Origin of the sequence: Streptomyces gamaensis (genome assembly GCF_042656465.1) — a bacterium.
GTDB lineage: Bacteria > Actinomycetota > Actinomycetes > Streptomycetales > Streptomycetaceae > Streptomyces > Streptomyces gamaensis.
On record NZ_JBHSPB010000004.1, the window covers coordinates 384,629 to 405,221 of the forward strand.

Sequence of the window (20,593 nt, forward strand, 5' to 3'; positions counted from 1 at the left end):
GCCTGATACGACCCCCAGGGCGGCCGGAGGGTTGCAGCCCTTTCAAGGAGTTATCCATCCGTTACCCCTTGTACGATTTCGGGGGTGTGGGCGGTCCGTCGTCGACACCCCGTGGAGCCAGCACATACCGTCGGTAACGGTTCAGCACCTCGGCGAGCACCTCTCCCCCGTCGCGCGACCACAGCCGCGAGTTGAAGATCTCCACCTCGGCCGGGCCCCGGTAGCCGGCGGCCGCGACCCGGTGGCGGAACCAGCGCAGGTCCACGCAGCCGTCGCCGAGCTGCCCCCGGCCGACGAGCACGCCGTCGGGCAGCGGGGTGACCCAGTCGGCGAGTTGGAAGAGCGCGACGCGCCCGCCCTGCCCGGCGCGCGCGAGCTGGGCGGCGACCGTGTCGTCCCACCACAGGTGGTAGGTGTCGACCACGACACCGACCGCGTCGGCGGTGAACTGCTCGGCGATGTCGAGGGCTTGGCACAGGGTGGAGACCACGCAGCGGTCGGAGGCGTACATAGGGTGCAGCGGTTCCACCGCGAGACGGACACCGTGCGCGCGGGCGTACGGGACGAGTTCGGCGAGCGCGTCGGTGACGCGGCGACGCGCGGCGGCCAGGTCCCGGCAGCCGGACGGCAGTCCGCCCGCGACGATCACCAGGACTCCGGCGCCCAGGGCGGCGGCCTCGTCGACGGCCGCCCGGTTCTCGTCGAGCGCGGCCGTACGGGCCGCGGCTCCCGGCGCGGTCAGGAAGCCGCCCCGGCACAGGCTGCTGACGGACAGCCCGTACTGCCGCAGCAGCCGGGCCGTCGCCCGGAGCCCGTACGCGCGCACGGGCTCGCGCCACAGCCCGACATGGCGCACCCCGGCTGCCGCGCAGCCGGCCGCGAGCCGGGGCAGCGACCACTGCCGCACGGTCTGCTGATTCAGAGCGAAATCATCAAGGTCCTTCACCATCGAGGAGGTTGAAGAACTCATGGCAGGACCCCGTGCACCGCCAGCAGCCGTGCCATGCGTTCCTCCGCGCGTTCGGGGTCGGGGAACAGGCCGAGCCCGTCGGCCAGTTCGTAGGCGCGCGCCAGGTGCGGCAGGGAGCGCGCGGCGTGCGCGCCGCCCACCATCGTGAAGTGCTCCTGGTGGCCCGCGAGCCAGGCCAGCAGCACGATGCCGGTCTTGTAGGCGTGCGTGGGCGGTGCGAACAGGTGCCGGGCGAGCGCGACGGTGGGGTCCAGCAGGGCCCGGAAGCGCCGCCGGTCACCGGCGTCCAGCGCCCGTACGGCGTGCGCGGCGAGCGGCCCCAGCGGGTCGAGGACACCGAGGAGGGCGTCGCTGTGGCCGTCGGCGTCCCCTGCGACGAGCTGCGGGTAGTGGAAGTCGTCGCCCGTGTAGCAGCGCACACCGGCGGGCAGCCGGCGGCGCAGTGCCGTCTCCCGGCGGGCGTCCAGCAGGGAGACCTTGACCCCCTCGACCTTCCCCGGGTGCTCGGCGACGATGCCGAGCAGGATGTCCGCCGCCGCGTCGGGGTCGGTGCTGCCCCAGTAGCCGGCCAGGGCCGGGTCGAACATCTCGCCCAGCCAGTGCAGGATCACCGGTGCGGACGTCTGCCGCAGCAACGTGCCGTAGACCGTGCGGTAGTCGTCGGCGTCGCGGGCGAGCGCGGCCAGGGCACGCGAGCCCAGGACGACCGCGCGGGCGCCCACGGCCTCGACGGCGGCGAGCTGTTCGGCGTAGGCGGCCGTGACGTCCTTGAGCGTGCCGTACGGCGCCGCAAGCTGGTCGGTGCCGGCCCCGCACACCAGGGCGCCGCCCACGGCCCGCGCCTCGGCGGCGGTGCGCCGGATCAGCCCGGCGGCGGTGCGGGGGTCCAGGCCCGCGCCGCGCTGCGCGGTGTCCATCGCCTCGGCGACCCCGAGCCCGTGCGCCCACAGGTGCCGGCGGAAGGCGAGGGTGGCGTCCCAGTCGAGCGCGGCGGGGGCGCCGGGCGTGGTGTCCCCGAAGGGGTCGGCGACGACGTGCGCGGCCGCGTACACCCGGCGGGAGACGAACGGTTCGGCGGACGGGGCGAGGGCGAGCGGCCGCCCGCGCGGCGTGTACGGGCGCAGGGCCCCGGAGGCGTCGGGCAGCCGGATCACGGCGCGAGCTCCCCCCAGTGGAGCCTGCGGCCGTCCTGCGCGGACATCCGGGCCAGCAGGCCCAGGTGCACCCCGCGCGCGCCCGCGTCCAGGCCGAAGCGCCAGGGTCCGTCCATGGCGACGTGGCGCAGGAAGAGTTCCCACTGCGCGAGGAAGGCACCGTCGAACTCCCCGTTGTCCGGGACCTCTTGCCAGGCGGCACGGAAGTCGCCCGCGGCGGCCCGGTCGGGATCCCACACCGGTTTGGGCGTGCACGAGCGGTGCTGGACGCGGCAGTGCCGCAGCCCGGCCACGGCCGAGCCCTCGGTCCCGTCGACCTGGAGCTCCAGCAGTTCGTCCCGGTGCACCCGCACCGTCCAGGAGGAGTTGAACTGGGCGACGACGCCGCCCTCCAGCTCCATGACCGCGTAGACGGCGTCGTCGGCCGTCGCCCTGTAGGGCATGCCGTTCTCGTCCCAGCGGCGCGGGATGTGGGTGGCCAGGTGCGCCTGTACGGACCGTACGGGGCCGAAGAGTTCACGCAGCAGGTACTCCCAGTGCGGGAACATGTCGGCGGTGATGCCGCCGCCGTCCTCCTCGCGGTAGTTCCACGAGGGCCGCTGGGCGGGCTGCCAGTCGCCCTCGAAGACCCAGTAGCCGAACTCGCCGCGCACGGACAGCACGCGGCCGAAGAAGCCGCCGTCCAGCAGCCGCTTGAGTTTGCGGATGCCGGGGAGGAAGAGCTTGTCCTGGACGACGCCGTGCTTGACGCCCGCCTGCCGGGCGGCGTGGTAGAGGGCGAGCGCGCCGCCGACGTCCCCGGCGACCGGTTTCTCGCAGTAGACGTGCTTGCCCGCCGCGATGGCCCTGTGCAGCGCGCTCTCGCGGGCCGCGGTGGTCTGCGCGTCGAAGTAGACGCTGACGTCCGGTTCGGCGAGGGCGGCGTCCAGGTCGGTGGTCCAGCGGTCGATGCCGTACCGCTCGGCGAGGGCCCGCAGCCGCCGCGCGTCGCGGCCGACGAGGACGGGTTCCGGCCACAGCACGGTGCCGTCACCGGCGTCGATGCCGCCCCGCGCGCGCAGGGCGAGGACCGAGCCCACGAGGTGCTGGTGGTGGCCCATGCGCCCGGTGACGCCGTTCATGGCGATACCGATGGTTCTCGTGCCCGCGCCGCCGGTCGCCCCCACGGTGACCCCCTTCTGCCGTAGCGGAAGCATTTCCGCGCGGATGCCGGGGAACCCGTCCGGGCATGAAATTGGCGTTCTCCACCCTCGGTGTGCCCGGGATGCCCCTCGCGGAGGTGGCCCGGCTGGCCCGTACGGACGGCTGGGAGGGGGTCGAGCTGCGGGCCCACCCCGAGGAGCCGGTGCACCCCGGCTCCCCGCCGGAGGAACGGGCGGCCGCGCGGGGAGAGTTCACGCGGGCCGGGGTCGAGCTGTTCGCCGTGGCCGGATATGTACGCGTCGCCGCCCCCGGCGAGGACGGGCCCGTGCTGCGCGAACTGGACGCCCTGGTGCGGCTCGCGCACGACCTGGGCGCGACCTACGCGCGGGTCTTCCCCGGCGGCGGCACCCGGCCCGCGCCCGAGGCCGACGCGGTGGCCGCACGCCGTCTGGGGGCCGTCGCGCCGCTCGCCGCCGACCTGGGCGTGCGCGTCCTGCTGGAGACCCACGACTCGCACCGCACGGCGGCCGACGCGGCCCGCGTCCTGGGCCCCGTGGGGCACGCGCACATCGGCGCCCTGTGGGACGTCCTGCACACGTGGCTGGGCGGCGAGGAACCGGCCGTGAGCCTGCCCGTGCTCGCCCCGCACCTGGGCTACGTCCAGGTCAAGGACGTGGCCTCCGCCCGGCTGCTCGACCCGGTGCCGCTGGGCGCGGGCGTACTGCCGCTCGACGCGTGCGTGGACGTCCTCGCGGCGGCCGGCTGGGACGGGTGGCTGTGCTGGGAGTACGAGAAGCGGTGGTATCCGCGGGCGGCCGGTTTCCGCGAACTGTCCGCTGCCGGGAGGCAGTTCCTGCGGGCCCTGGCGGACGGCGCGCAGCCCGCCGGCCCGCCGCGCGGAGGACCGTCCGGCGGACCGTTCTGACCACTGCCGACCGCTCGATTTGCGCCACTGCCCGAACCGTATGATGCAGCCCTGGCGAGAGGGCGCACGGACATGACGGTGGACACCAAGGAACGGCTGATCGGCGCGGCGGGCACCGTGCTGAGGACGCAGGGGTACGCCAAGTCCAGCGCGCGGACCATCGCCAAGGAGGCGGGCGTCAATTCGGCCCTCGTCTTCTACCACTTCGGCGGGGTCGACCAGCTGCTGTTCGCGGCACTGGACCGCTCGTCCGCCGAGCGGATGGAAGTGCTCGCCGACGCGGTCGCCGACGTACGCACCCTGGAGGAGCTGGTCGCGGCCGGCACGACGATCTACCGGCACGACCTGGAGGCCGGGCATCTGACGCTGTTCTCCGAACTCGTGGCGGCGGCGGTCGCCAAGCCGGAGCTGCGCGAGGAGATCCGGGTGCGGGCCGAGCCGTGGATCGACTTCATCGAGCAGATCCTGGAACGCGTCATCGGGGGCACGCCGCTGGGGCGGCTGACGCCGCCGCGCGATCTGGCGAACGCGGCCATCACGTTCTATCTGGGCGTGAATCTGTTCGCGGTGCTGGATGCGGATCGGTCGCGGACGGAGTCGGTGTTCGCGATGGCTCGGCGGGTGGCGCCGCGGGTGCGATTTCTGACGCGGCGGTTGCCGGCGCGGTTGGGTAGGAGGCGGGGGGCGAGGTAGGCGGTGCGGGGGTGTTGCCGGGTGCGTTTCCGGGTGCGTTTCCGGGTGCGTTGCCGGGTGCGTTTCCGGGTGCGTTTCCGGGTGCGTTGCCGGGTGCGTTGCCGGGTGCGTTTCCGGGTGCGGGTCGGGGGCGCCTGCGGCGGGCCTTCCCCACCCCGCCCCTTCCCGAAACTGGGGCTCCGCCCCAGACCCCGGTCCTCAAACGCCGGACGGGCTTGAATTCGCGGCGCGCACCCCTCGCCGCGCGCCCACCGCGCACCCCCACACGCACGTCTGAGGCTCGGTGGCCGCGGGAAGCCACACCCGTACGCACGGGGCTCGGGGAGCCGTGGGGTTGCGAGGCTACGGGGGAGTTCATGCGGCAACGCGCGCTGCCTGCTGTGCTGTTCGCGCTGGCGGTGGTGTTCGGCTGTGCCGTGCCGCTCGTCGGCTGCCATCCGTTGCAGCGGATCGTTCCCGGCAGGGCGGCCGGGGCGGAGCCGGGTGCGGCGCGGACGAGCACGGCGGCGGACCGGACGGGCGGCACCGGGATCTTTCTGGACCGGGACACCTGCGCGATGAGCGGTGGCGGCTCCTGGTTCCAGGTCGACTGCGCGGACGCGCGGGCCTCGGCGCGGGTCCTCGCCCGCTACTCCGGGCCCGAGTCGCGCGGCCCGCGCTGCCCGGAGCCCACCGACTTCGTGCTGGGGATCACGGGGGAGGCGCATGCCCGTGAGGGCTACGCGTGTCTGCGCAATCTGCGGCCGCCGCATCCGGGGGACCCGGGCATGGGCGGCGGCCCGCTGACGGTGACCGGCGACTGCGTCGCCACCGAGCCGGGCGGCCTGGTGCGGGAGACGGCCTGCGACGGCTCGGGGCCGCGCGCGCCGCAGTACAAGATCACGCGCGAGGTCGAGGGGCGCGCCGAGTGCCCGCCGGAGACCGATCTGTATGTGCACGTCGGCGGCGGGACACCCATCGGGTGCGCCCGCCGCCTTCAATGAGCCTACGGGCGCAGGCTCTGCTGCTTCTCGACGGCCGGCCGGTCCAGCTTCGCGTCGAAGGGCGCGAGCGGCTCGGCGCGCGAGGCGTCCTTGGCGACGGCCGCGGGAGCGACTCCGGCCCACTGGAGGACCTCGGCGGTGGCCTTGGCCCGTTCGTCGGCGACGAGTTGGGAGATGTTCGAGCTGTGGTTGCCGCCGGGCGCCCAGAACCGGTAGTCCTCACGCTGCTCGGCGCCCCGGCCGAGCCGGAAGGGTTCGGTGCCCCACGGGTCGTTCTGCCCGTAGACGAACAGCATCCGCTTGCTGTCCTGGCGCACCCAGCGGTCGATGTCGGCCATGACGCCGCGCTTGAAGGTCATGGGGATGTCGCGCGGCACGTAGGAGCGCGGCGTGTAGATGCCGGGGTAGCGCAGCAGGCCCCTCAGGTGCGGGGTGTCGAAGGTGGGCGCGCCGAGTTCGGTGCCCGCCTGGTAGTAGTACGGCGTGAACCGGGCGAGCCCCTGGTCGGTGTAGCCGTCGAAGCCGGAGACGGTGTCGATGAACTTGTAGAGCTCATCGGTGGAGGCGTCGGTCGCGGGCACGGAGGCGCACTCGCTCTGCAGGTGGTACTGCCAGAAGGACCACACGAGGTCGAGCACGACGTTCTCGTACGCCTTGTCGGCGCTGCCGACGACGTCGAAGGTCTTGCCGTTGGCGTCGGCCCACTGCTCGTAGCGGTCGACGATCTCGTCGCGCCGCACGAGTGCTTCCCGCTGCACGGAGTCGAGTTGCTTGCGGCAGGCCGCGTCGCCGACGTTCGCGAAGAACTCGTCGTAGGGCTCGGTGTCGCCGTTGTGGAGTTCGTTGGGGGCGACGTAGGCGACCGTGCCATTCATGTCGTCGGGGAAGAAGCGCCGGTAGTAGGTGGCGGTCATGCCGCCCTTGCTGCCGCCGGTGGCGAGCCAGTTCTTCCCGTAGACGGGTTTGAGGGCCTGGTAGAGGCGGTGCTGGTCGTTGGCGGCCTGCCAGATGTCGAGCTTGGACCAGTCGGCGGGCTGCGGCCGTGACGGGGTGAAGAAGCGGTACTCCATGGAGACCTGGTTGCCGTCGACGATGCGGGTCGGCTCGCTGCGGCCGGGGTTGGTGGAGACGTTGTAGCCGGAGGTGAAGAACACCGTGGGCCGGTCGGTGGACTTGTGCAGCACGGTGAAGCGCTGCTGGAAGGTGCCGGCCTTCGGGTGCCGGTGGTCGACGGGCTGCGTGTAGGTCAGTACGAGGTAGCGGTAGCCCTCGTAGGGCTTCTCCTCGACGAAACTCATCCCGGGGATCCTCAGGATGCGTTCCTTGATGTCGGGTTCGGTGGGGGCCGCGGCGGGTGCCGCCGTCGCCGTGCCGCTGACACCGACGGCGCCCAGGAGCACCACCAGTGCCAGCAGCCATCTGAGAGCCTTGCGCATACGCCCTCCCCTTGGGTTCGCACAGGTCGCCGTGAACCTATAGGGGGTCGAGGACGCCACGCCAGAGCCAACTTCCGGGAAGCGCAGGCGAATCGGCGCCGCGCGCCGCGTCCGGACGGTGCTTTGGGCCGCTAGTCGACGGTCAGCACGACCTTGCCCCGGGTACGGCCCGTCTCGACCAGTTCGTGCGCCTTCGCGGCCTCGGCGAGCGGCAGGGCCACGTCGATCTCGACGCGCAACCGCCCTGATTCCACAAGGTCGGTGAGGGCGTCGAGCCCGGCACGGTCCGGCTCGACGAGCACCGCCGCCGTCCGCAGACCGCGTTCCTCCGCCTCGCGGACTACGTCCTCGTCGACACCGGAGGGCACGGCGACGAGCAGTCCGCCGGGCCGCAGCGTCCGCAGGGAGCGCCGCTGGTGTTCCTTGTCGCCGACCAGGTCGACGACGAGGTCCATGTCCCGTACGACGTCCTCGAATCGCACAGCGGTGTAGTCGACGGTCTCGTCGGCGCCCAGCGACTGCACGAAGCCCGCCTTGACGGGCCCGCAGGTGCCGATGACGTACGCGCCGCGGGACTTGGCGAGCTGTACGGCCAGGTGCCCGACGCCGCCGCCCGCCGCGTGGACCAGTACCCGCTGTCCGGCCCGCAGTTCGGCGAGGTCGACGAGGGTCTGCCAGGTGGTGAGCCCGGCGAGCGGCAGCCCGGCCGCCCGGGTGTGGGTGAGGGAGGCGGGTTTGCGGGCGAAGTGCCGGGAGGGCGCGGTCACGTACTGGGCGTACGCGCCGGCCGGGCCGGGGAAGCGCGGCATGCCGTACACCTCTTCCCCGGACCGCAGTCCCGTCACGCCGAAGCCGGTCTCCTCGACGACGCCGGAGACGTCCCAGCCCAGGACGTACGGCGGCGGCCCCAGCAGCGCGGCAACGCCTTCGCCCGCGCGGGTCTTGACGTCCACGGGGTTGACGCCGGCCGCGCGCACCCGTACCAGGACCTCGCAGGGTCCCGGCACGGGCCGTGCCACGTCGGTGTACCGCAGCACGCCGGGCCCGCCGTGGCGTTCCATCACGACGGCCTTCATGCGCGGTACGGCGGGCTGCGCGGTGCTCATGCCCGTGAAGATACGCGTCCGCGCGCCCGCCGCTCAGGCGACGCTCGGTTCGAACTCCCCCGTGAACGTACGCCACAGCCGCGCGTACCGCCCGTCCAGGGCCAGCAGTTCGGCGTGGGTGCCGTCCTCGACGACACGGCCGTGGTCCATGACGACGACGCGGTCGGCGCGGGCGGCCGTGGTCAGCCGGTGCGCGACGACGAGCGTGGTGCGCCGGCCGGACAGCCGCCGCGTGGCCTCGTTGACCAGGGCCTCGGTGGCCAGGTCGAGGGCGGCGGTGGCCTCGTCCAGCAGCAGGATGTCGGGGTCGACGAGTTCGGCGCGGGCCAGGGCGAGCAACTGCCGTTGTCCCGCTGAGAGGTTGCGGCCGCGTTCGGTGACGGGGTGCAGATAGCCGCCGTCGAGCGTGGCGATCATGCCGTGCGCGCCGACGGCCCGCGCGGCGGCCTCGACCTCCGCGTCGGTGGCGTCGGGGCGTCCGTAGGCGATGGCGTCGCGCACGGTGCCGGGGAAGAGGTAGGGCTCCTGGGGGACGACGCCCAGGCGGCGCCGGTAGCCGGTGGGGTCCACCTCGCGCAGGTCGTGCCCGTCGACGCGGACGGCGCCCGCGACCGGGTCGTAGAAGCGGGCGACGAGCTTGACGAGCGTGGACTTGCCCGCGCCGGTCTCGCCGACGAACGCGACGGTCTGCCCGGCGGGGACCGTCAGCGACACCCCGGCCAGGGCGTCCGGCTTGTCGTCCTCGGCACCCGCGTAGCGGAAGCGCACGTCGTCGAAGACGACCTCGCCGCGCAACTCGCCGACGGCACGCGGCCGCTCGGCGACCGGGGTCGTCGTCGGCTCGCGCAGCAGCTCCTGGACGCGGCCGAGCGCGACGGTGGCCTGCTGGTAGCCGTCGAAGACCTGGGAGAGCTGCTGGACGGGCGCGAAGAACAGGTCGATGTACAGCAGGTAGGCCACCAGCGCGCCCGCTGTCAGCGTGCCGTCGTCCACCCGGCCCGCGCCCACGATCAGTACGGCCGCTGCCGCGACGGACGACAGCAGTTGCACGAACGGGAAGTACACCGAGATCAGCCACTGGCCGCGGATACGGGCCGCGCGGTAGCCGGCGCTGCGCTCGCCGAAGCGGGCCGCGCCCGAGGTCTCCCGGCGGAACGCCTGGACGATCCGCAGCCCCGCCACGCTCTCCTGGAGGTCGGCGTTGACCAGGCCGACGCGCTCGCGGGCGAGTTCGTACGCCTTGACGCTCCGCCGCCGGAACACCACCGTGCCGATCACCAGCAGCGGCAGCGTCGCGAAGACGACGAGGGCCAGCTCGGTGTCGAGGACGAGCAGGGCGACGAGTATGCCGAAGAAGGTGAGGACGGAGACGACGGCGGTGACCAGTCCGGTCTGCAGGAAGGAGCTGAGCGCGTCGACGTCCGTCGTCATCCGGGTCATGATCTTGCCGGTGAGTTCGCGCTCGTAGTAGTCCAGGCCGAGCCGCTGCAACTGCCCGAAGATCTTCATGCGCAGCGCGTACAGAATGCGTTCGCCGGTGCGGCCGGTCAGCCGGGTCTCGCCGGCCTGGGCGGCCCACTGGCCGAGCACGACGAGCAGGGCCAGTCCGGAGGCCGCCCACACCGCGCCGAGCGCGAGCCGTTCGACGCCCTGGTCGATGCCGTGCCGGATCAGGACGGGCAGCAGCAGGCCGGCGACCGCGTCGACGGCCACGAGCAGCAGGCTCACGAGCAGCGGTGCCCTGAAGCCGCGCAGCAACTGCCGCAGCCCGTAGGAGGCTTCGGAGTGCGCGGCCCGGTCCTCGTCGACGTCGGGGGTGTCGTCGGCCGGCGGCAGGGCGGCGACGGCGGCCAGCAGTTCCTCGGAGGCGGGGCCGTCGCCGGGGTGGTGCGCCGAGGGCCCGGGGGTGTCCTTGCGCTGCCACAGGGCGGGGGTGACGCCGTCGACGGGTCCGCGCTGCCGCCCCTCGGGGCGGGTGCCTGTTCCGGCGGGTCCGGGGGCGGCGCTGTCGCTGAAGTGGCCAGCGAGGGCGGCGGTTTCGGCGGTCCGTACGACGACGGACTCCGCGGTCTTACGGGCGGGGGAGGCGTCCGTCGCGGGACGGACTCCGGCGCCGGCTGTGTAGGTCGTACCCGGGGCGTAGTCCGCCCCCTCCCCCAGGACGTAGTCCGTTTCCGCCCCCGGTGCGGCCGCGCGGCCCAGTTCCTCGGGGTCCGTGAGCAGCCGCCGGTACAGCGGGCAGCGTTCCTGGAGTTCCTCGGCCGTGCCGATGTCCACGAGCCGGCCCGCGTCCAGTACGGCGATCCGGTCGGCCAGGGCGAGCGTGGACGCGCGGTGGGCGATGAGCAGGGTCGTACGGCCCGCCATGACGCCGCGCAGCGCCTCGTGGATCTCGTGCTCGACGCGGGCGTCGACGGCGGAGGTCGCGTCGTCGAGGAGCAGCAGGCGCGGGTCGGAGAGGATCGCGCGGGCGAGGGCGATGCGCTGGCGCTGCCCGCCGGAGAGGGTCAGGCCCTGTTCGCCGACCGTGGTGTCGTAGCCGTCGGGCAGCGCGCTGATGAAGCCGTCGGCCTGGGCGGCGCGCGCGGCGGCGCGGATCTGCTCGTCGGTGGCGCCGGGTGCCCCGTAGGCGATGTTGTCGCGGACGCTGTCGGAGAACAGGAAGCTGTCCTCGGGCACGAGCCCGATCGCGGCGCGCAGCGAGGCGAGGGTGAGGTCGCGCACGTCGTGGCCGCCGACGCGTACCGCGCCGCCGGTCACGTCGTAGAAGCGGGGCAGCAGCAGGGAGACGGTGGACTTGCCGCTGCCGGAGGTGCCGACGACGGCGACGGTCTCGCCGGCCTCGATCCGCAGCGAGAAGCCGTCGAGGACGGGGCGTTCGCTGTCGTAGCCGAAGGTCACGTCGTCGAACTCGACGGTCGCGGGCGCGTCGGCGGGCAGTTCGTGGGCGTCGGGCCGTTCGCTGACGAAGGGTTCGGTGTCGACGAGTTCGAGGACGCGCTCGACGCCGGCGCGGGCCTGCTGCCCCACGGTGAGGATCATGGCGAGCATGCGGACGGGTCCGACGAGCTGCGCGAGGTAGGTGGAGAAGGCGACGAACGTGCCGAGGGTGATCTGTCCGCGGGTGGCCATCCAGCCGCCGAGCGCGAGCATCGCGACCTGGCCGAGCGCGGGGACGGCCTGCAGGGCGGGTGTGTAGCGGGAGTTCAGGCGTACGGTGCGCAGCCGCCCGGCGAACAGTTTCCGTCCGGCCTCGCGGAGTTTGCCCGCTTCCTGCTCCTCCTGTCCGAAGCCCTTGACGACGCGTACGCCCGTGACGGCGCCGTCGACGACGCCTGCGACGGCCGCGGCCTGCTGCTGGGCGTACCAGGTCGCCGGGTAGAGGCGGGTGCGGCTGCGGTTGGCGAGGAACCACAGCGCGGGCGCGACCGCGAGGGCGACGAGGGTGAGCAGCGGGGAGAGGGCGGCCATCACGGCCAGCGAGATGAGGAACAGCAGGATGTTGCCGATCATCATCGGGAGCATGAACAGCAGGCCCTGGATCAGCTGGAGGTCGCTGGTGGCGCGGCCGACGACCTGCCCGGTGGACAGTTCGTCCTGGCGTCTGCCGTCGAGCCGGGCGATCGCCGCGTACATCTCGGTGCGCAGGTCGTGCTGCACGTCGAGGGCGAGGCGGCCGCCGTAGTAGCGGCGCAGGTACGTCAGCCCGTAGACGGCGGCCGCGGCGGCGATCAGGAGGGTCGCCCAGGGGGCGAGGGGGCGCTCGTGGGCGCCGATCACGTCATCGATGATCAGCTTGGGTATGAGGGGGACGAGCGCCTGTACCGCCATGCCGCCGAGCGACGAGGCGAGCGCGATGAGTACCGCTCCGCGGTATCGCCAGCAGTAGCGGGCGAGCCGCCGGGCCCACCCCTGCCCCGCCGTCCCCCGAGTCCCTGTCGCCACCCGGACCTCCCCCGTCTCTGCTGTGCGTGTGTGTGGTCTGCCGGGGGTGGCAACGTCCTGGGCTGCGGTTTTCATCCCGCTGCTATCCCGCTGCCACGCGGTGGCAACGAGGGGAGGCGAAGGGAGGCCGGGATCAGATCCCGGGGATGTACTGGATCAGCAGGTCGATGGCCTTGATGCCGAGGAACGGCGCGATCAGCCCGCCCAGCCCGTACAGTCCGAGGTTGCGCCGCAACAGCGCGTGCGCGGAGGCGGGCACGTAGCGCACGCCGCGCAGCGCGAGCGGGATCAGCGCGACGATGATCAGCGCGTTGAAGACGATCGCGGAGGCGATGGCGGTGGTGGGGCTGTGCAGGCCCATGATGTTGAGTTTCTCCAGGCCCCGGTAGCCGTCGACGCCGCCGAACATGGCGGGCACGATCGCGAAGTACTTGGCGACGTCGTTGCAGATGGAGAAGGTGGTGAGCGCGCCCCGGGTGATGAGCAGCTGTTTGCCGACCTCGACGATGTCGAGGAGTTTGGTGGGGCTGGAGTCCAGGTCGACCATGTTCCCGGCCTCCTTGGCGGCGGAGGTGCCGGTGTTCATCGCGACGCCGACGTCGGCCTGGGCGAGCGCGGGCGCGTCGTTGGTGCCGTCGCCGGTCATCGCGACGAGATTGCCGCCCGCCTGCTCCTCGCGGATCCGGGCGAGCTTGTGCTCGGGGGTGGCCTCGGCCATGAACGCGTCGACGCCCGCCTCGGCGGCGATGGCCTTCGCGGTGAGCGCGTTGTCGCCGGTGACCATGACGGTCTTGATGCCCATCGCGCGCAGGGCGGCGAAGCGTTCGGCGATGCCGGGCTTGACGACGTCCTTGAGATGGACGGCGCCGAGCACGCGCGTACCGGTGCCGTCCTGGACCGCGACGAGCAGCGGGGTACCGCCGCCCGCCGCGATGGAGTCGACGATCCAGTGCGCGTCGTCGGGCACGCTCCCGCCGCACTGGGTCACCCACTGGACGACCGCGTTGCCCGCGCCCTTGCGGATACGGCAGACGCCGCCCTGCCAGGCGAAGTCGACGCCGCTCATGCGGGAACGCGCGCTGAAGGGCACGAACCGCGCCTGCTGCAACTCCCCTTGGGCTCGTTCCCGCAGTCCGTACTTGTCCTTCGCGAGGACTACGACGGAACGGCCCTCGGGCGTCTCGTCGGCCAGTGAGGACAACTGGGCGGCGTCCGCGAGTACTTCGCGGGAGACCCCCTTGACGGGGACGAAGTCGACGGCCTGCCGGTTGCCGAGGGTGATGGTGCCGGTCTTGTCGAGCAGCAGCGTGCCCACGTCCCCGGCCGCCTCTACGGCCCGTCCGGACAGGGCGAGGACGTTGCGCTGCACGAGCCGGTCCATGCCCGCGATGCCGATCGCGGACAGCAGTGCCCCGATCGTCGTCGGGATCAGCGTCACCAGCAGCGCCACCAGCACCGTGATCGTCTGCGGGGCGCCCGCCCATTCCGCCATCGGCTGCAGCGAGACCACCGCGAGCATGAAGATGACGGTGAGCGAGGCCAACAGGATGTTCAGGGCGAGCTCGTTGGGTGTCTTCTGCCGGCTCGTCCCCTCGACCAAGGCGATCATCCGGTCGAGGAAGGTGTGTCCGGCGCGAGACGTAATCCGCACGACGATCCGGTCGGACAGTACGGCCGTTCCGCCCGTCACCCCCGAACAGTCGCTGCCCGCCTCGCGGATGACCGGCGCGGACTCGCCCGTGACAGCCGACTCGTCGACGGCCGCGACCCCTTCGACGACCTCGCCGTCCCCGGGGATCACCTCCCCCGCCTCCACCACGACGAAGTCGTACGGCCGTAGTTCCCCGGAGGGAACCCGCTCCTCCACCCAGTCCCGCCGGTCGATCCCCACCCGCCACGTACGCAGCCTGCGCGCGACGATCGTCGCCCGGGTCCGGCGCAGCGACTCCGCCTGCGCCTTGCCGCGCCCTTCCGCGACGGCCTCGGCGAGGTTCGCGAAGACCACCGTCAGCCACAGCCAGACGCTGATCAGCCAGGTGAAGACGGACGGCGAGACGACGGCGGAGAACGTGGTGAGGACGGATCCGACCTCGACCACGAACAGCACCGGATGCTTGACCATGACCCTGGGGTGCAGTTTGCGGACCGCCTCCGGGAGGGCCGCGACGAGCTGCCGGGGTTCGAGCACGCCTGCCGCGACCCGGCGGTGCCGGTGCCGACGGCCCGGCGGGCCGGGGTCCGGCTGAGGAGTGACGTCCTGCTGTTGGGGTGCCTGCGGTGCCCGAGGTGCCTCGGGGGCGAGGTGCAGCATCTGCGGGGCCTTCGACGGTACGGGGGGTGAGGGACGACCGCCACAGCCAACCGTGGCCGGAATACGGGGGATGCGGTTCCTTACGGGGCCTTGTCGTGGGGAGGGGGCGGGTTGACGGGGCTTTGACGCGGCCCCTTACGTGAAGGCGGGACGGAGTGCGCCGCGATGGCTGCGGATGGTGGTGCGCAGGTCGGCGATACAGGCGCGTACGTGTTCGTCTGTCGCCGTTGTCCCGGACTCGTGGGGTCGGGTGGTGTCCCCGCGGCATTCACGGCAGAGGCCGTCACGGAAGGCTTCCGGGGGGCCGGGGCGGCGGCATTGGGGGCGTCGGCATTCGGCCATGCGGCGGGGTGTGGGGGCGGTGGGCTGGGCCAGGGTTTCGGGGGTACGGGCCGGGGCGGGCGGGAGTTTGCGGATGAGGCGGCGGCGGGCGAAGTCGACCGCGGAGTGGACGAGGTCCGGGAGCCCGGACGTGAGGACGGTGATGAGCTGAGGTCCGGTCACATCACGTCTGAACCATTCCTCGGCGAGGGGCGCGAGCTCGGCGCAGTCGGCGGCGGAGAGCGTCATCCGGTGGTCGGCACGGCCGAGTTGAGCGAGGACGGCGTAGGCGCGGGAGGGGGGTGGCGGGGTGGGGGTGGGGTGCGGCTCCGGCTCCGCCGGTACGGGTGCGTGGGCTTCGGGGACGGCAGGGGTCGGCTCGTGCGGGGGCGGCTCGTCCGGCGGCGCTGCGGGGGTGTCCCCGCCGAGGAGGGCGTCCCACCAGGCGTCACTGCGGGGCACCCGGGACCAGTACGTGAGCCAAACCCACTGCGGCCGGTTCTCGCCCACGGTCCGGCGCTTGCGCCGCAAGTGCCCTGCGTCTTCGAGGTACTTCAAGCTGGTGGACACCGCCATCTGCCCGTAGACGGTGGTCCCCGCCAGGTCCTTGATGCCCATCGCGGCGCCTTCGGGCAGCCGCTCGATGTACATCGCGAGACTGGCCTCGCGCGCGGGCAGGTGGGCGAAGGTGTCGGCACGCAGCGGGGGCTGCTCGGGGGCCGAATGCTTGCCGTATCCGGCAGGAGCCATAGGGATAGCGCTAAGCTGGGCAGCAGCCATCGGATCGACCTCAGCGATCTTGAGGGTGAGACCCCCGTGTGGTGATTGCGCACCCGCGGGGGTTGCTTGTTGCTGCGCACGTTACACGGCGCGCATGGGCCGTTACGGCGGATTGGCGGAAGTCAACTCGGGTGTGGTAGACGCGCGTTGTGCGCGTGGATGCGCGTACGCTACGCGCGCGTTGCCCGCGCTCGCGCGGGGGAGGGCGGGAGGGTGGGTTTTAACTTCCTCCCATTCCTTGAATAACTGTCTCGAACGCCGAATCTTGAATCCTGAGACCCGGGACACGGGGGCGTTTCCGCAGGAAAAGTCTTCATGTACGCGACGGGGTGGGCGAGTTGGCGGGCGAAGCCCGAATGACGAGACCCGAGCCGCGTGTGTTCGTCCTTAAGAGAGGCGACTCCGGCCGCGTTGCTGTACGACGGGATCGGTACTGAGGGCGGCGTCGGCGAGCTGGTGTATGCGCCAGTACAGGTGAATTCGACGGCCAGCGGCTGGAGCAGGCCGGTGAGTGAGGTGGAGGACATCCGCGGGGTCGGGGAGGTCGAGGCGGACGGCGAGGCGGGCGAGGTCGGACAGCGGATCGCCGAAGACGGCAAGTTCCCAGTCCAGCAGTAGTGACCTGCCGCTCAGGGAGCGGACAAGGTGGCCCGGCTGGAGGTCGTGATGCAGCAGCCTGGGCTCGGTGTCCACGTCAGTGACGTCGAGTTCGCGGCTGAGGACTGCGGCTGCATGGGCGAGGTCGGGGGCAGCATCGGCGTAGTTGTCGAGTCGGCCACGGAGGTAGTCGCGCCAAGTGCGGTGGCGTCGGGCTCCGGCGAGCCGTCCGACGTGGGAGCCTCGGATGCGGTGGACGACGGCTAGGGGGTCAGCGAGTTCGTGAAGGAGCTGGGTGGCGGGCACGGGCTCGGCGTGGACCGTGGCCTGCGCGGTCCACGCCGGCTGTGCTCCCGGGTCGGCACCCAGGAGTTGGGGCGCCGGGGCCTGATGCTGGGTTAGGAGGGTGAGGGCGACAGCCTCGTTGGCTGCGCGGGCCGGGTCGCCGTAGTGCTTGAGCACGTACGACACCGGGCCGTCGACATACCAGACGCGGTTGGCCTGGCCTGTGGTGATCTCCCGGGCCTCGTCCGGGACCCGGCCGTCTATGACGATCACGGGTCGTCAGTTGACGTCGCCGAGGTAGCCGGGCGAGGGCTGCCCGGTGGCGAGGGCGGCGATCGGCTGACGCAGAGCGTGAGGCAACAGGTTCAGGCCGGGCACCTTCTCCAATTCCGCCCATTCCAGGCCGGTCTGCACGTCATCTTCGGCATGTCCGCCGAGCTGGCCGGGGTCGCCTTCGGGGGTGCAGTGGAAGATCGCCTCGATGCGGTGGGTGCTTGCTTCGGTTTCGGCATGTTCGTGGTTGGCGCCGATGTACTCGCGCAGCCACAGCATCCGGTCCACGGTGACGGTCAGGCCGGTCTCCTCGTGGACCTCGCGGCGGGCGGCTTCGTCGAGTGGTTCACCGGGGTGCTGGCCGCCACCGGGCAAGAAATAACATTCCTGGCCTTCCCAGTTGGCCCGTTGGAGCAGGACTCGGCCGTCGTGCACGACGACGGCCTTGGCAGAGGTACGGATGGTCGGGGTGACTGGTGCGTCCACGGTGGCTCCAACTCAAGTGTCTTGGTGGCGGGAAAGGTTCAGCCTGTTTCCGATACAAGCCGACACGGGCATAGGCTCGCCAGGACGCATAATCGACGTTTGCCCGGCGCGCCAGTCTCAAGAGTTCGTCGGCTGCTTCCTGCGGCACTCCCAGAGCTGTCAGGATCCGCTCGACATCTAGCACCGTGGGCAGAGCTCGCCCGGTCTCGATTCGGCTGATCTTCGTCTGGCTCATGTTGCAGCGGACAGCAAGCCGCTCCCCGCTCAGCCCAGCAGCTCGGCGGAGGTCCCTCAGGGCCTCCGCCAAGTCCTTGCGCTCTCTTCCGTGACGCTCAGGCTCGATAGTCACGGAATGGAACAGAAATCTCTACCGACCGATCCCGCCAGGCGAGATACTTGCCGATGTCCGGTGCTTCGATCAGCTCGCGATTGATCTGAGTGCCGTCCGGCCGGTAGTTGAGGTGCACGACGGTGGTTTCATCGAACAGCCAGAAGTCCTGGTCCGGAAGGTCCACATCCTGGTTTGTGAGGTCAAGGACCCGGATGTCCTCGCCGGCCGAGATGTTGCCGGGGATGCCCCACGCAAACTGGTACTGCTGATACTCGGTGAGCGGCTGACGCACCACACGCACCCGCCCAATAGTCTTGTCCGCGCCGACCGCTGCCCGTACGGTCCCGTGCCAACGTGCGTTGTGGTCGACGGGCTTGGGCTCGCCGCGCAGGAACCGGGCGAGGCTCTCGGCCTCTGCGGGCATCGTGTACGTGGGCTGTACTTCCAGCCGCCAGGCCGACCGCTTGAACTCACGGAAGTAGGCAGCCCAGTCCTCACCATCCAAGAACACGTGCGGCCTCCCTCAGAAGCTCCTGCGGGATCTCCACCATGGACTCGCCTTCCGGCGTCTCGTGGTCCACGTCGTGTCCCTGGACGGCGATGGTGCCCCGGTCTGTGGCGAAGACACTGGGGCAGTCTCCGGAGTCACAGTCGCCGTTGCCCGCGCCGCTGCACGAACCTCCGGCGATCAATGTCAGCTTCAAGTGATCCCCTCCCGTAGCGGTATCAGCAAGTTACGGAGCGTGGTGCCGCCGGGCAAGGGGAACTGGGCCTCCAGTCACGTACTCGCATAAACACGCCGATGCCTCCAGCAGCCGACCGGGCACACCAGGAGCACTCTCGATATCGCGCACCGTCCCCCACAGCCGCCGTCGGCTCCGTCCCGAGCTCACCAGCTCCAGCAACGGCTGGACAGCCGCCAAGGTCGCTTCGCACGCACGCCAGTCCCTGGCCTTCGCATGCGCCGCGAACAGGGCGACCTGGTAGTAGAGCACCCCCCGCCCCACCGGGCGGACCGCCGCCGCCAGTTCGAGGGCACGCCGGAGTTCGGGTACGGCCGCGTCGGCATCCCCGAGCGCGAGGAGTACTTCACCGCGATGCCCGGCGACTTCGAGTTCGTCCACCCACCAGGTCCATGGCGGATCCCGGGGGTCGAGGGACTCCCCCAGCCCGGCCCTCGCCGCCTCCAGCTCCGACAAGGCGCCCGTCCGGCTCCCGGCGAGAGCCAGTGCCCGTCCCTTGCGTACGCGCGCCAGCAGCGCTACGCGCGGCGGAACCCGGAGTTGGGTGAGGACCTCGTCCGCGATGCGCAGCGTTTCGCGGGGGTGACCGTACTGGATCCCATGCATCGCGAGCATGTCCAGGGCGAACCACTGCATCGGCCGGTCGCCGGCGTGCCGGGCCAGCAGGTGCGCTTCGAGGAAACCGGCACGGGAGGATTCCTGCCGACCCGCGTCGAAGGCCAGCCACCCCGCGACCTCGGCCGCTTCCGCGACGGCCGCCACGTACTCGCGCTCAAGCCGCTCGGGAACGGTTCCGCTCTCCAACTCGCGCTGCCCCGCCCGCCACACCTGCGTCGCGGCAGATGCCACCGCGTCGCCGCCGTACCGGCCATCGTGCTCCAGGAAGTGCGCGACGGCCTCACGGATATGCCCGATGTCCGTACCGGGCGTTTCCTCACGTGGACGCCTCACATCCCCGCACCCGATTCCGACGGCCTTGGCAGCCAGTTCTCCGCCGGCTTCTACCAACGCGTCCAAGGCTTCGGCCAGTTGCCTGGAGGGACGCTGCTTCCCGTTGAGCACACGGCTGAGATAGCCCGGGTCGTACTTCAGGGCGCGGGCCGCCCCGCGCATGGTCAGCCCCCGGTCCTCAAGGGCGCGGCGGGCGCACGCGGCGAAGTCGCTCATTGCGGGCTCCGGGAGTGTTGACCGTTGCCATACATCATAGTCATCACTTGTCAACTCCCCACTGGATCAGTGGCTTCGCGACCATGAACCCCGAATGGTCGCGGGGCAGAAGCTCAGGTCCCGGACCCGGCCGACCCTGAAGGGGAACATCACGCATGCGCCTGACCCTCCCACCGCGACTGTGCCGCTTCTGCGCCGGGCTCATCCTCGCCCGCGCGGTGGCCCTCCGCGAAGGCAGAATGAAGCGAGTCACCGAGCTCGAAGAGGAACTGCGCCGACACCAGTGCGGGGCCCGCTCGTGAGCGGCACGCACCCTCGACACGTCGTGGCGCTGCCGCACACGTCGGGGCCGAGCGTGATGGTGCCGCCGACAGCGGCCAGTTGCTCGGAATGCAGGGGCTTGGTCGATGCCCGGTTCCGAGCGAGCACGGCGATTCTCGGCCGCGTAGGGCTACGCGGCCCCTGCCTCAAAACGGACGGCACTGCTCGTTGACGCAAGGCAGAGCTCCACGGCAACGTCGAGTGCGGCCGCGATCCTGAGCAGCAGCTCACACGTGATCGGCAGGACGCCGCCGAGCTCGATGCGCTCGACAGCCTCGGGCGTGAGGCCAAGGCACACGGCGAGGTCCTCCTCGCTCACGCCGGCCTCGGTCCGGCGGTCATGAACGAGTCGGCCGAGTTCCTTTGAAAGGCGGATCTGTTCATGCCCGGTGGCGGTCTCCGGAAGCTCGGAGCGACCGTGCAGGGTCTGCCGGGACACAGGGTTCATGGGGCTCCTCCTGGGCCGTCTGGCTGCGGAGCCTCAACGCCCGCACTCCGGCAAGTCCCGTCCACCACAGGCCGGTTACCGGTGCCACGCCGAAGACCTTACAAGGCCCGACCCCGGCCCGTACCAGACGTCTCGTCGATGACGCGCTGCCGGTCGGCGAGCATCATGGTGCCAT

The 20,593-nt window shown here is 71.7% G+C and carries 18 protein-coding genes and 1 pseudogene; 4 read left to right on the top strand and 15 right to left on the bottom strand.

Annotated elements, in window-relative coordinates:
* Positions 1-61: 61 nt before the first annotated feature.
* From ACFP1Z_RS09010 to ACFP1Z_RS09020, 3 genes are read right to left on the bottom strand one after another with little or no spacing between them, the layout of a single operon-like run.
* On the bottom strand, positions 62-970 hold the full coding sequence (locus tag ACFP1Z_RS09010; protein ID WP_390315400.1) for a sugar phosphate isomerase/epimerase family protein: 909 nt from the start codon (positions 968-970) through the stop codon (positions 62-64).
* The gene (locus tag ACFP1Z_RS09015; RefSeq protein WP_390315401.1) at positions 967-2,124 is read right to left on the bottom strand and encodes a dihydrodipicolinate synthase family protein; all 1,158 of its coding nucleotides are present in this window, start codon (positions 2,122-2,124) and stop codon (positions 967-969) included. The genes ACFP1Z_RS09010 and ACFP1Z_RS09015 overlap by 4 nt, the downstream gene beginning before the upstream one ends.
* Positions 2,121-3,245 (bottom strand): Gfo/Idh/MocA family protein, encoded by a 1,125-nt coding sequence (locus tag ACFP1Z_RS09020; protein WP_390315546.1) that lies wholly within the window; start codon positions 3,243-3,245, stop codon positions 2,121-2,123. The genes ACFP1Z_RS09015 and ACFP1Z_RS09020 overlap by 4 nt, the downstream gene beginning before the upstream one ends.
* A 107-nt stretch (positions 3,246-3,352) precedes the next feature.
* On the opposite strand from ACFP1Z_RS09020, the gene ACFP1Z_RS09025 reads away from it, so the two are divergent.
* From ACFP1Z_RS09025 to ACFP1Z_RS09035, 3 genes are all read left to right on the top strand, one after another.
* The gene (locus tag ACFP1Z_RS09025) at positions 3,353-4,192 is read left to right on the top strand and encodes a sugar phosphate isomerase/epimerase family protein (RefSeq protein ID WP_390315402.1); all 840 of its coding nucleotides are present in this window, start codon (positions 3,353-3,355) and stop codon (positions 4,190-4,192) included.
* A gap of 72 nt (positions 4,193-4,264) precedes the next feature.
* On the top strand, positions 4,265-4,885 hold the full coding sequence (locus ACFP1Z_RS09030) for a TetR/AcrR family transcriptional regulator (RefSeq protein WP_390315403.1): 621 nt from the start codon (positions 4,265-4,267) through the stop codon (positions 4,883-4,885).
* Between the two features lie 356 nt (positions 4,886-5,241).
* Positions 5,242-5,868, top strand: coding sequence for a hypothetical protein (locus ACFP1Z_RS09035; RefSeq protein ID WP_390315404.1), 627 nt, complete (start codon positions 5,242-5,244; stop codon positions 5,866-5,868).
* A gap of 2 nt (positions 5,869-5,870) precedes the next feature.
* Here the strand turns inward: ACFP1Z_RS09035 and ACFP1Z_RS09040 are convergent, their stop codons facing one another.
* The 11 genes and pseudogenes from ACFP1Z_RS09040 to ACFP1Z_RS09090 all read right to left on the bottom strand — a co-directional run bounded on the left by ACFP1Z_RS09040 (position 5,871) and on the right by ACFP1Z_RS09090 (position 19,649).
* Positions 5,871-7,304 carry a S28 family serine protease gene (locus tag ACFP1Z_RS09040; protein WP_390315405.1) on the bottom strand — a complete coding sequence of 478 codons (1,434 nt, stop codon included), beginning with the start codon at positions 7,302-7,304 and terminating at the stop codon, positions 5,871-5,873.
* Positions 7,305-7,435: 131 nt separating this feature from the next.
* A complete protein-coding gene (locus ACFP1Z_RS09045; RefSeq protein ID WP_390315406.1) occupies positions 7,436-8,410 on the bottom strand; it encodes an NADP-dependent oxidoreductase in 975 nt (324 codons plus the stop codon).
* A gap of 33 nt (positions 8,411-8,443) precedes the next feature.
* Entirely contained in the window at positions 8,444-12,355 is a 3,912-nt protein-coding gene (locus tag ACFP1Z_RS09050) for an ABC transporter ATP-binding protein (RefSeq protein WP_390315407.1), read from the bottom strand.
* Positions 12,356-12,488: 133 nt separating this feature from the next.
* Positions 12,489-14,666 carry a potassium-transporting ATPase subunit KdpB gene (gene kdpB / locus ACFP1Z_RS09055; RefSeq protein WP_390315408.1) on the bottom strand — a complete coding sequence of 726 codons (2,178 nt, stop codon included), beginning with the start codon at positions 14,664-14,666 and terminating at the stop codon, positions 12,489-12,491.
* Positions 14,667-14,801: 135 nt separating this feature from the next.
* The gene (locus tag ACFP1Z_RS09060; RefSeq protein WP_390315409.1) at positions 14,802-15,737 is read right to left on the bottom strand and encodes a hypothetical protein; all 936 of its coding nucleotides are present in this window, start codon (positions 15,735-15,737) and stop codon (positions 14,802-14,804) included.
* A gap of 417 nt (positions 15,738-16,154) precedes the next feature.
* Positions 16,155-16,922, bottom strand: coding sequence for a phosphotransferase family protein (locus tag ACFP1Z_RS09065; protein ID WP_390315410.1), 768 nt, complete (start codon positions 16,920-16,922; stop codon positions 16,155-16,157).
* Positions 16,923-16,928: 6 nt separating this feature from the next.
* Complete coding sequence (locus tag ACFP1Z_RS09070; protein WP_390315411.1) at positions 16,929-17,408, bottom strand: NUDIX domain-containing protein; 480 nt, start codon at positions 17,406-17,408, stop codon at positions 16,929-16,931.
* Between the two features lie 133 nt (positions 17,409-17,541).
* A pseudogene (locus ACFP1Z_RS09075) lies at positions 17,542-17,757 on the bottom strand (helix-turn-helix domain-containing protein); the annotation flags it as partial.
* Complete coding sequence (locus ACFP1Z_RS09080) at positions 17,741-18,250, bottom strand: DUF6879 family protein (protein WP_390315412.1); 510 nt, start codon at positions 18,248-18,250, stop codon at positions 17,741-17,743. The pseudogene ACFP1Z_RS09075 and the gene ACFP1Z_RS09080, both read right to left, overlap by 17 nt.
* Positions 18,234-18,443: a hypothetical protein gene (locus ACFP1Z_RS09085; protein WP_390315413.1), complete on the bottom strand. Its 210-nt coding sequence runs from the start codon at positions 18,441-18,443 to the stop codon at positions 18,234-18,236. The genes ACFP1Z_RS09080 and ACFP1Z_RS09085 overlap by 17 nt, the downstream gene beginning before the upstream one ends.
* A 30-nt stretch (positions 18,444-18,473) precedes the next feature.
* A complete protein-coding gene (locus ACFP1Z_RS09090; protein ID WP_390315414.1) occupies positions 18,474-19,649 on the bottom strand; it encodes a helix-turn-helix domain-containing protein in 1,176 nt (391 codons plus the stop codon).
* Positions 19,650-19,804: 155 nt separating this feature from the next.
* Here ACFP1Z_RS09090 and ACFP1Z_RS09095 point away from each other — a divergent pair, with 155 nt between their 5' ends.
* Positions 19,805-19,951, top strand: a complete 147-nt coding sequence (locus ACFP1Z_RS09095; protein WP_390315415.1) for a hypothetical protein — start codon at positions 19,805-19,807, stop codon at positions 19,949-19,951.
* A gap of 149 nt (positions 19,952-20,100) precedes the next feature.
* Here the strand turns inward: ACFP1Z_RS09095 and ACFP1Z_RS09100 are convergent, their stop codons facing one another.
* On the bottom strand, positions 20,101-20,418 hold the full coding sequence (locus ACFP1Z_RS09100) for a helix-turn-helix transcriptional regulator (protein ID WP_390315416.1): 318 nt from the start codon (positions 20,416-20,418) through the stop codon (positions 20,101-20,103).
* Between the last annotated feature and the right edge of the window lie 175 nt (positions 20,419-20,593).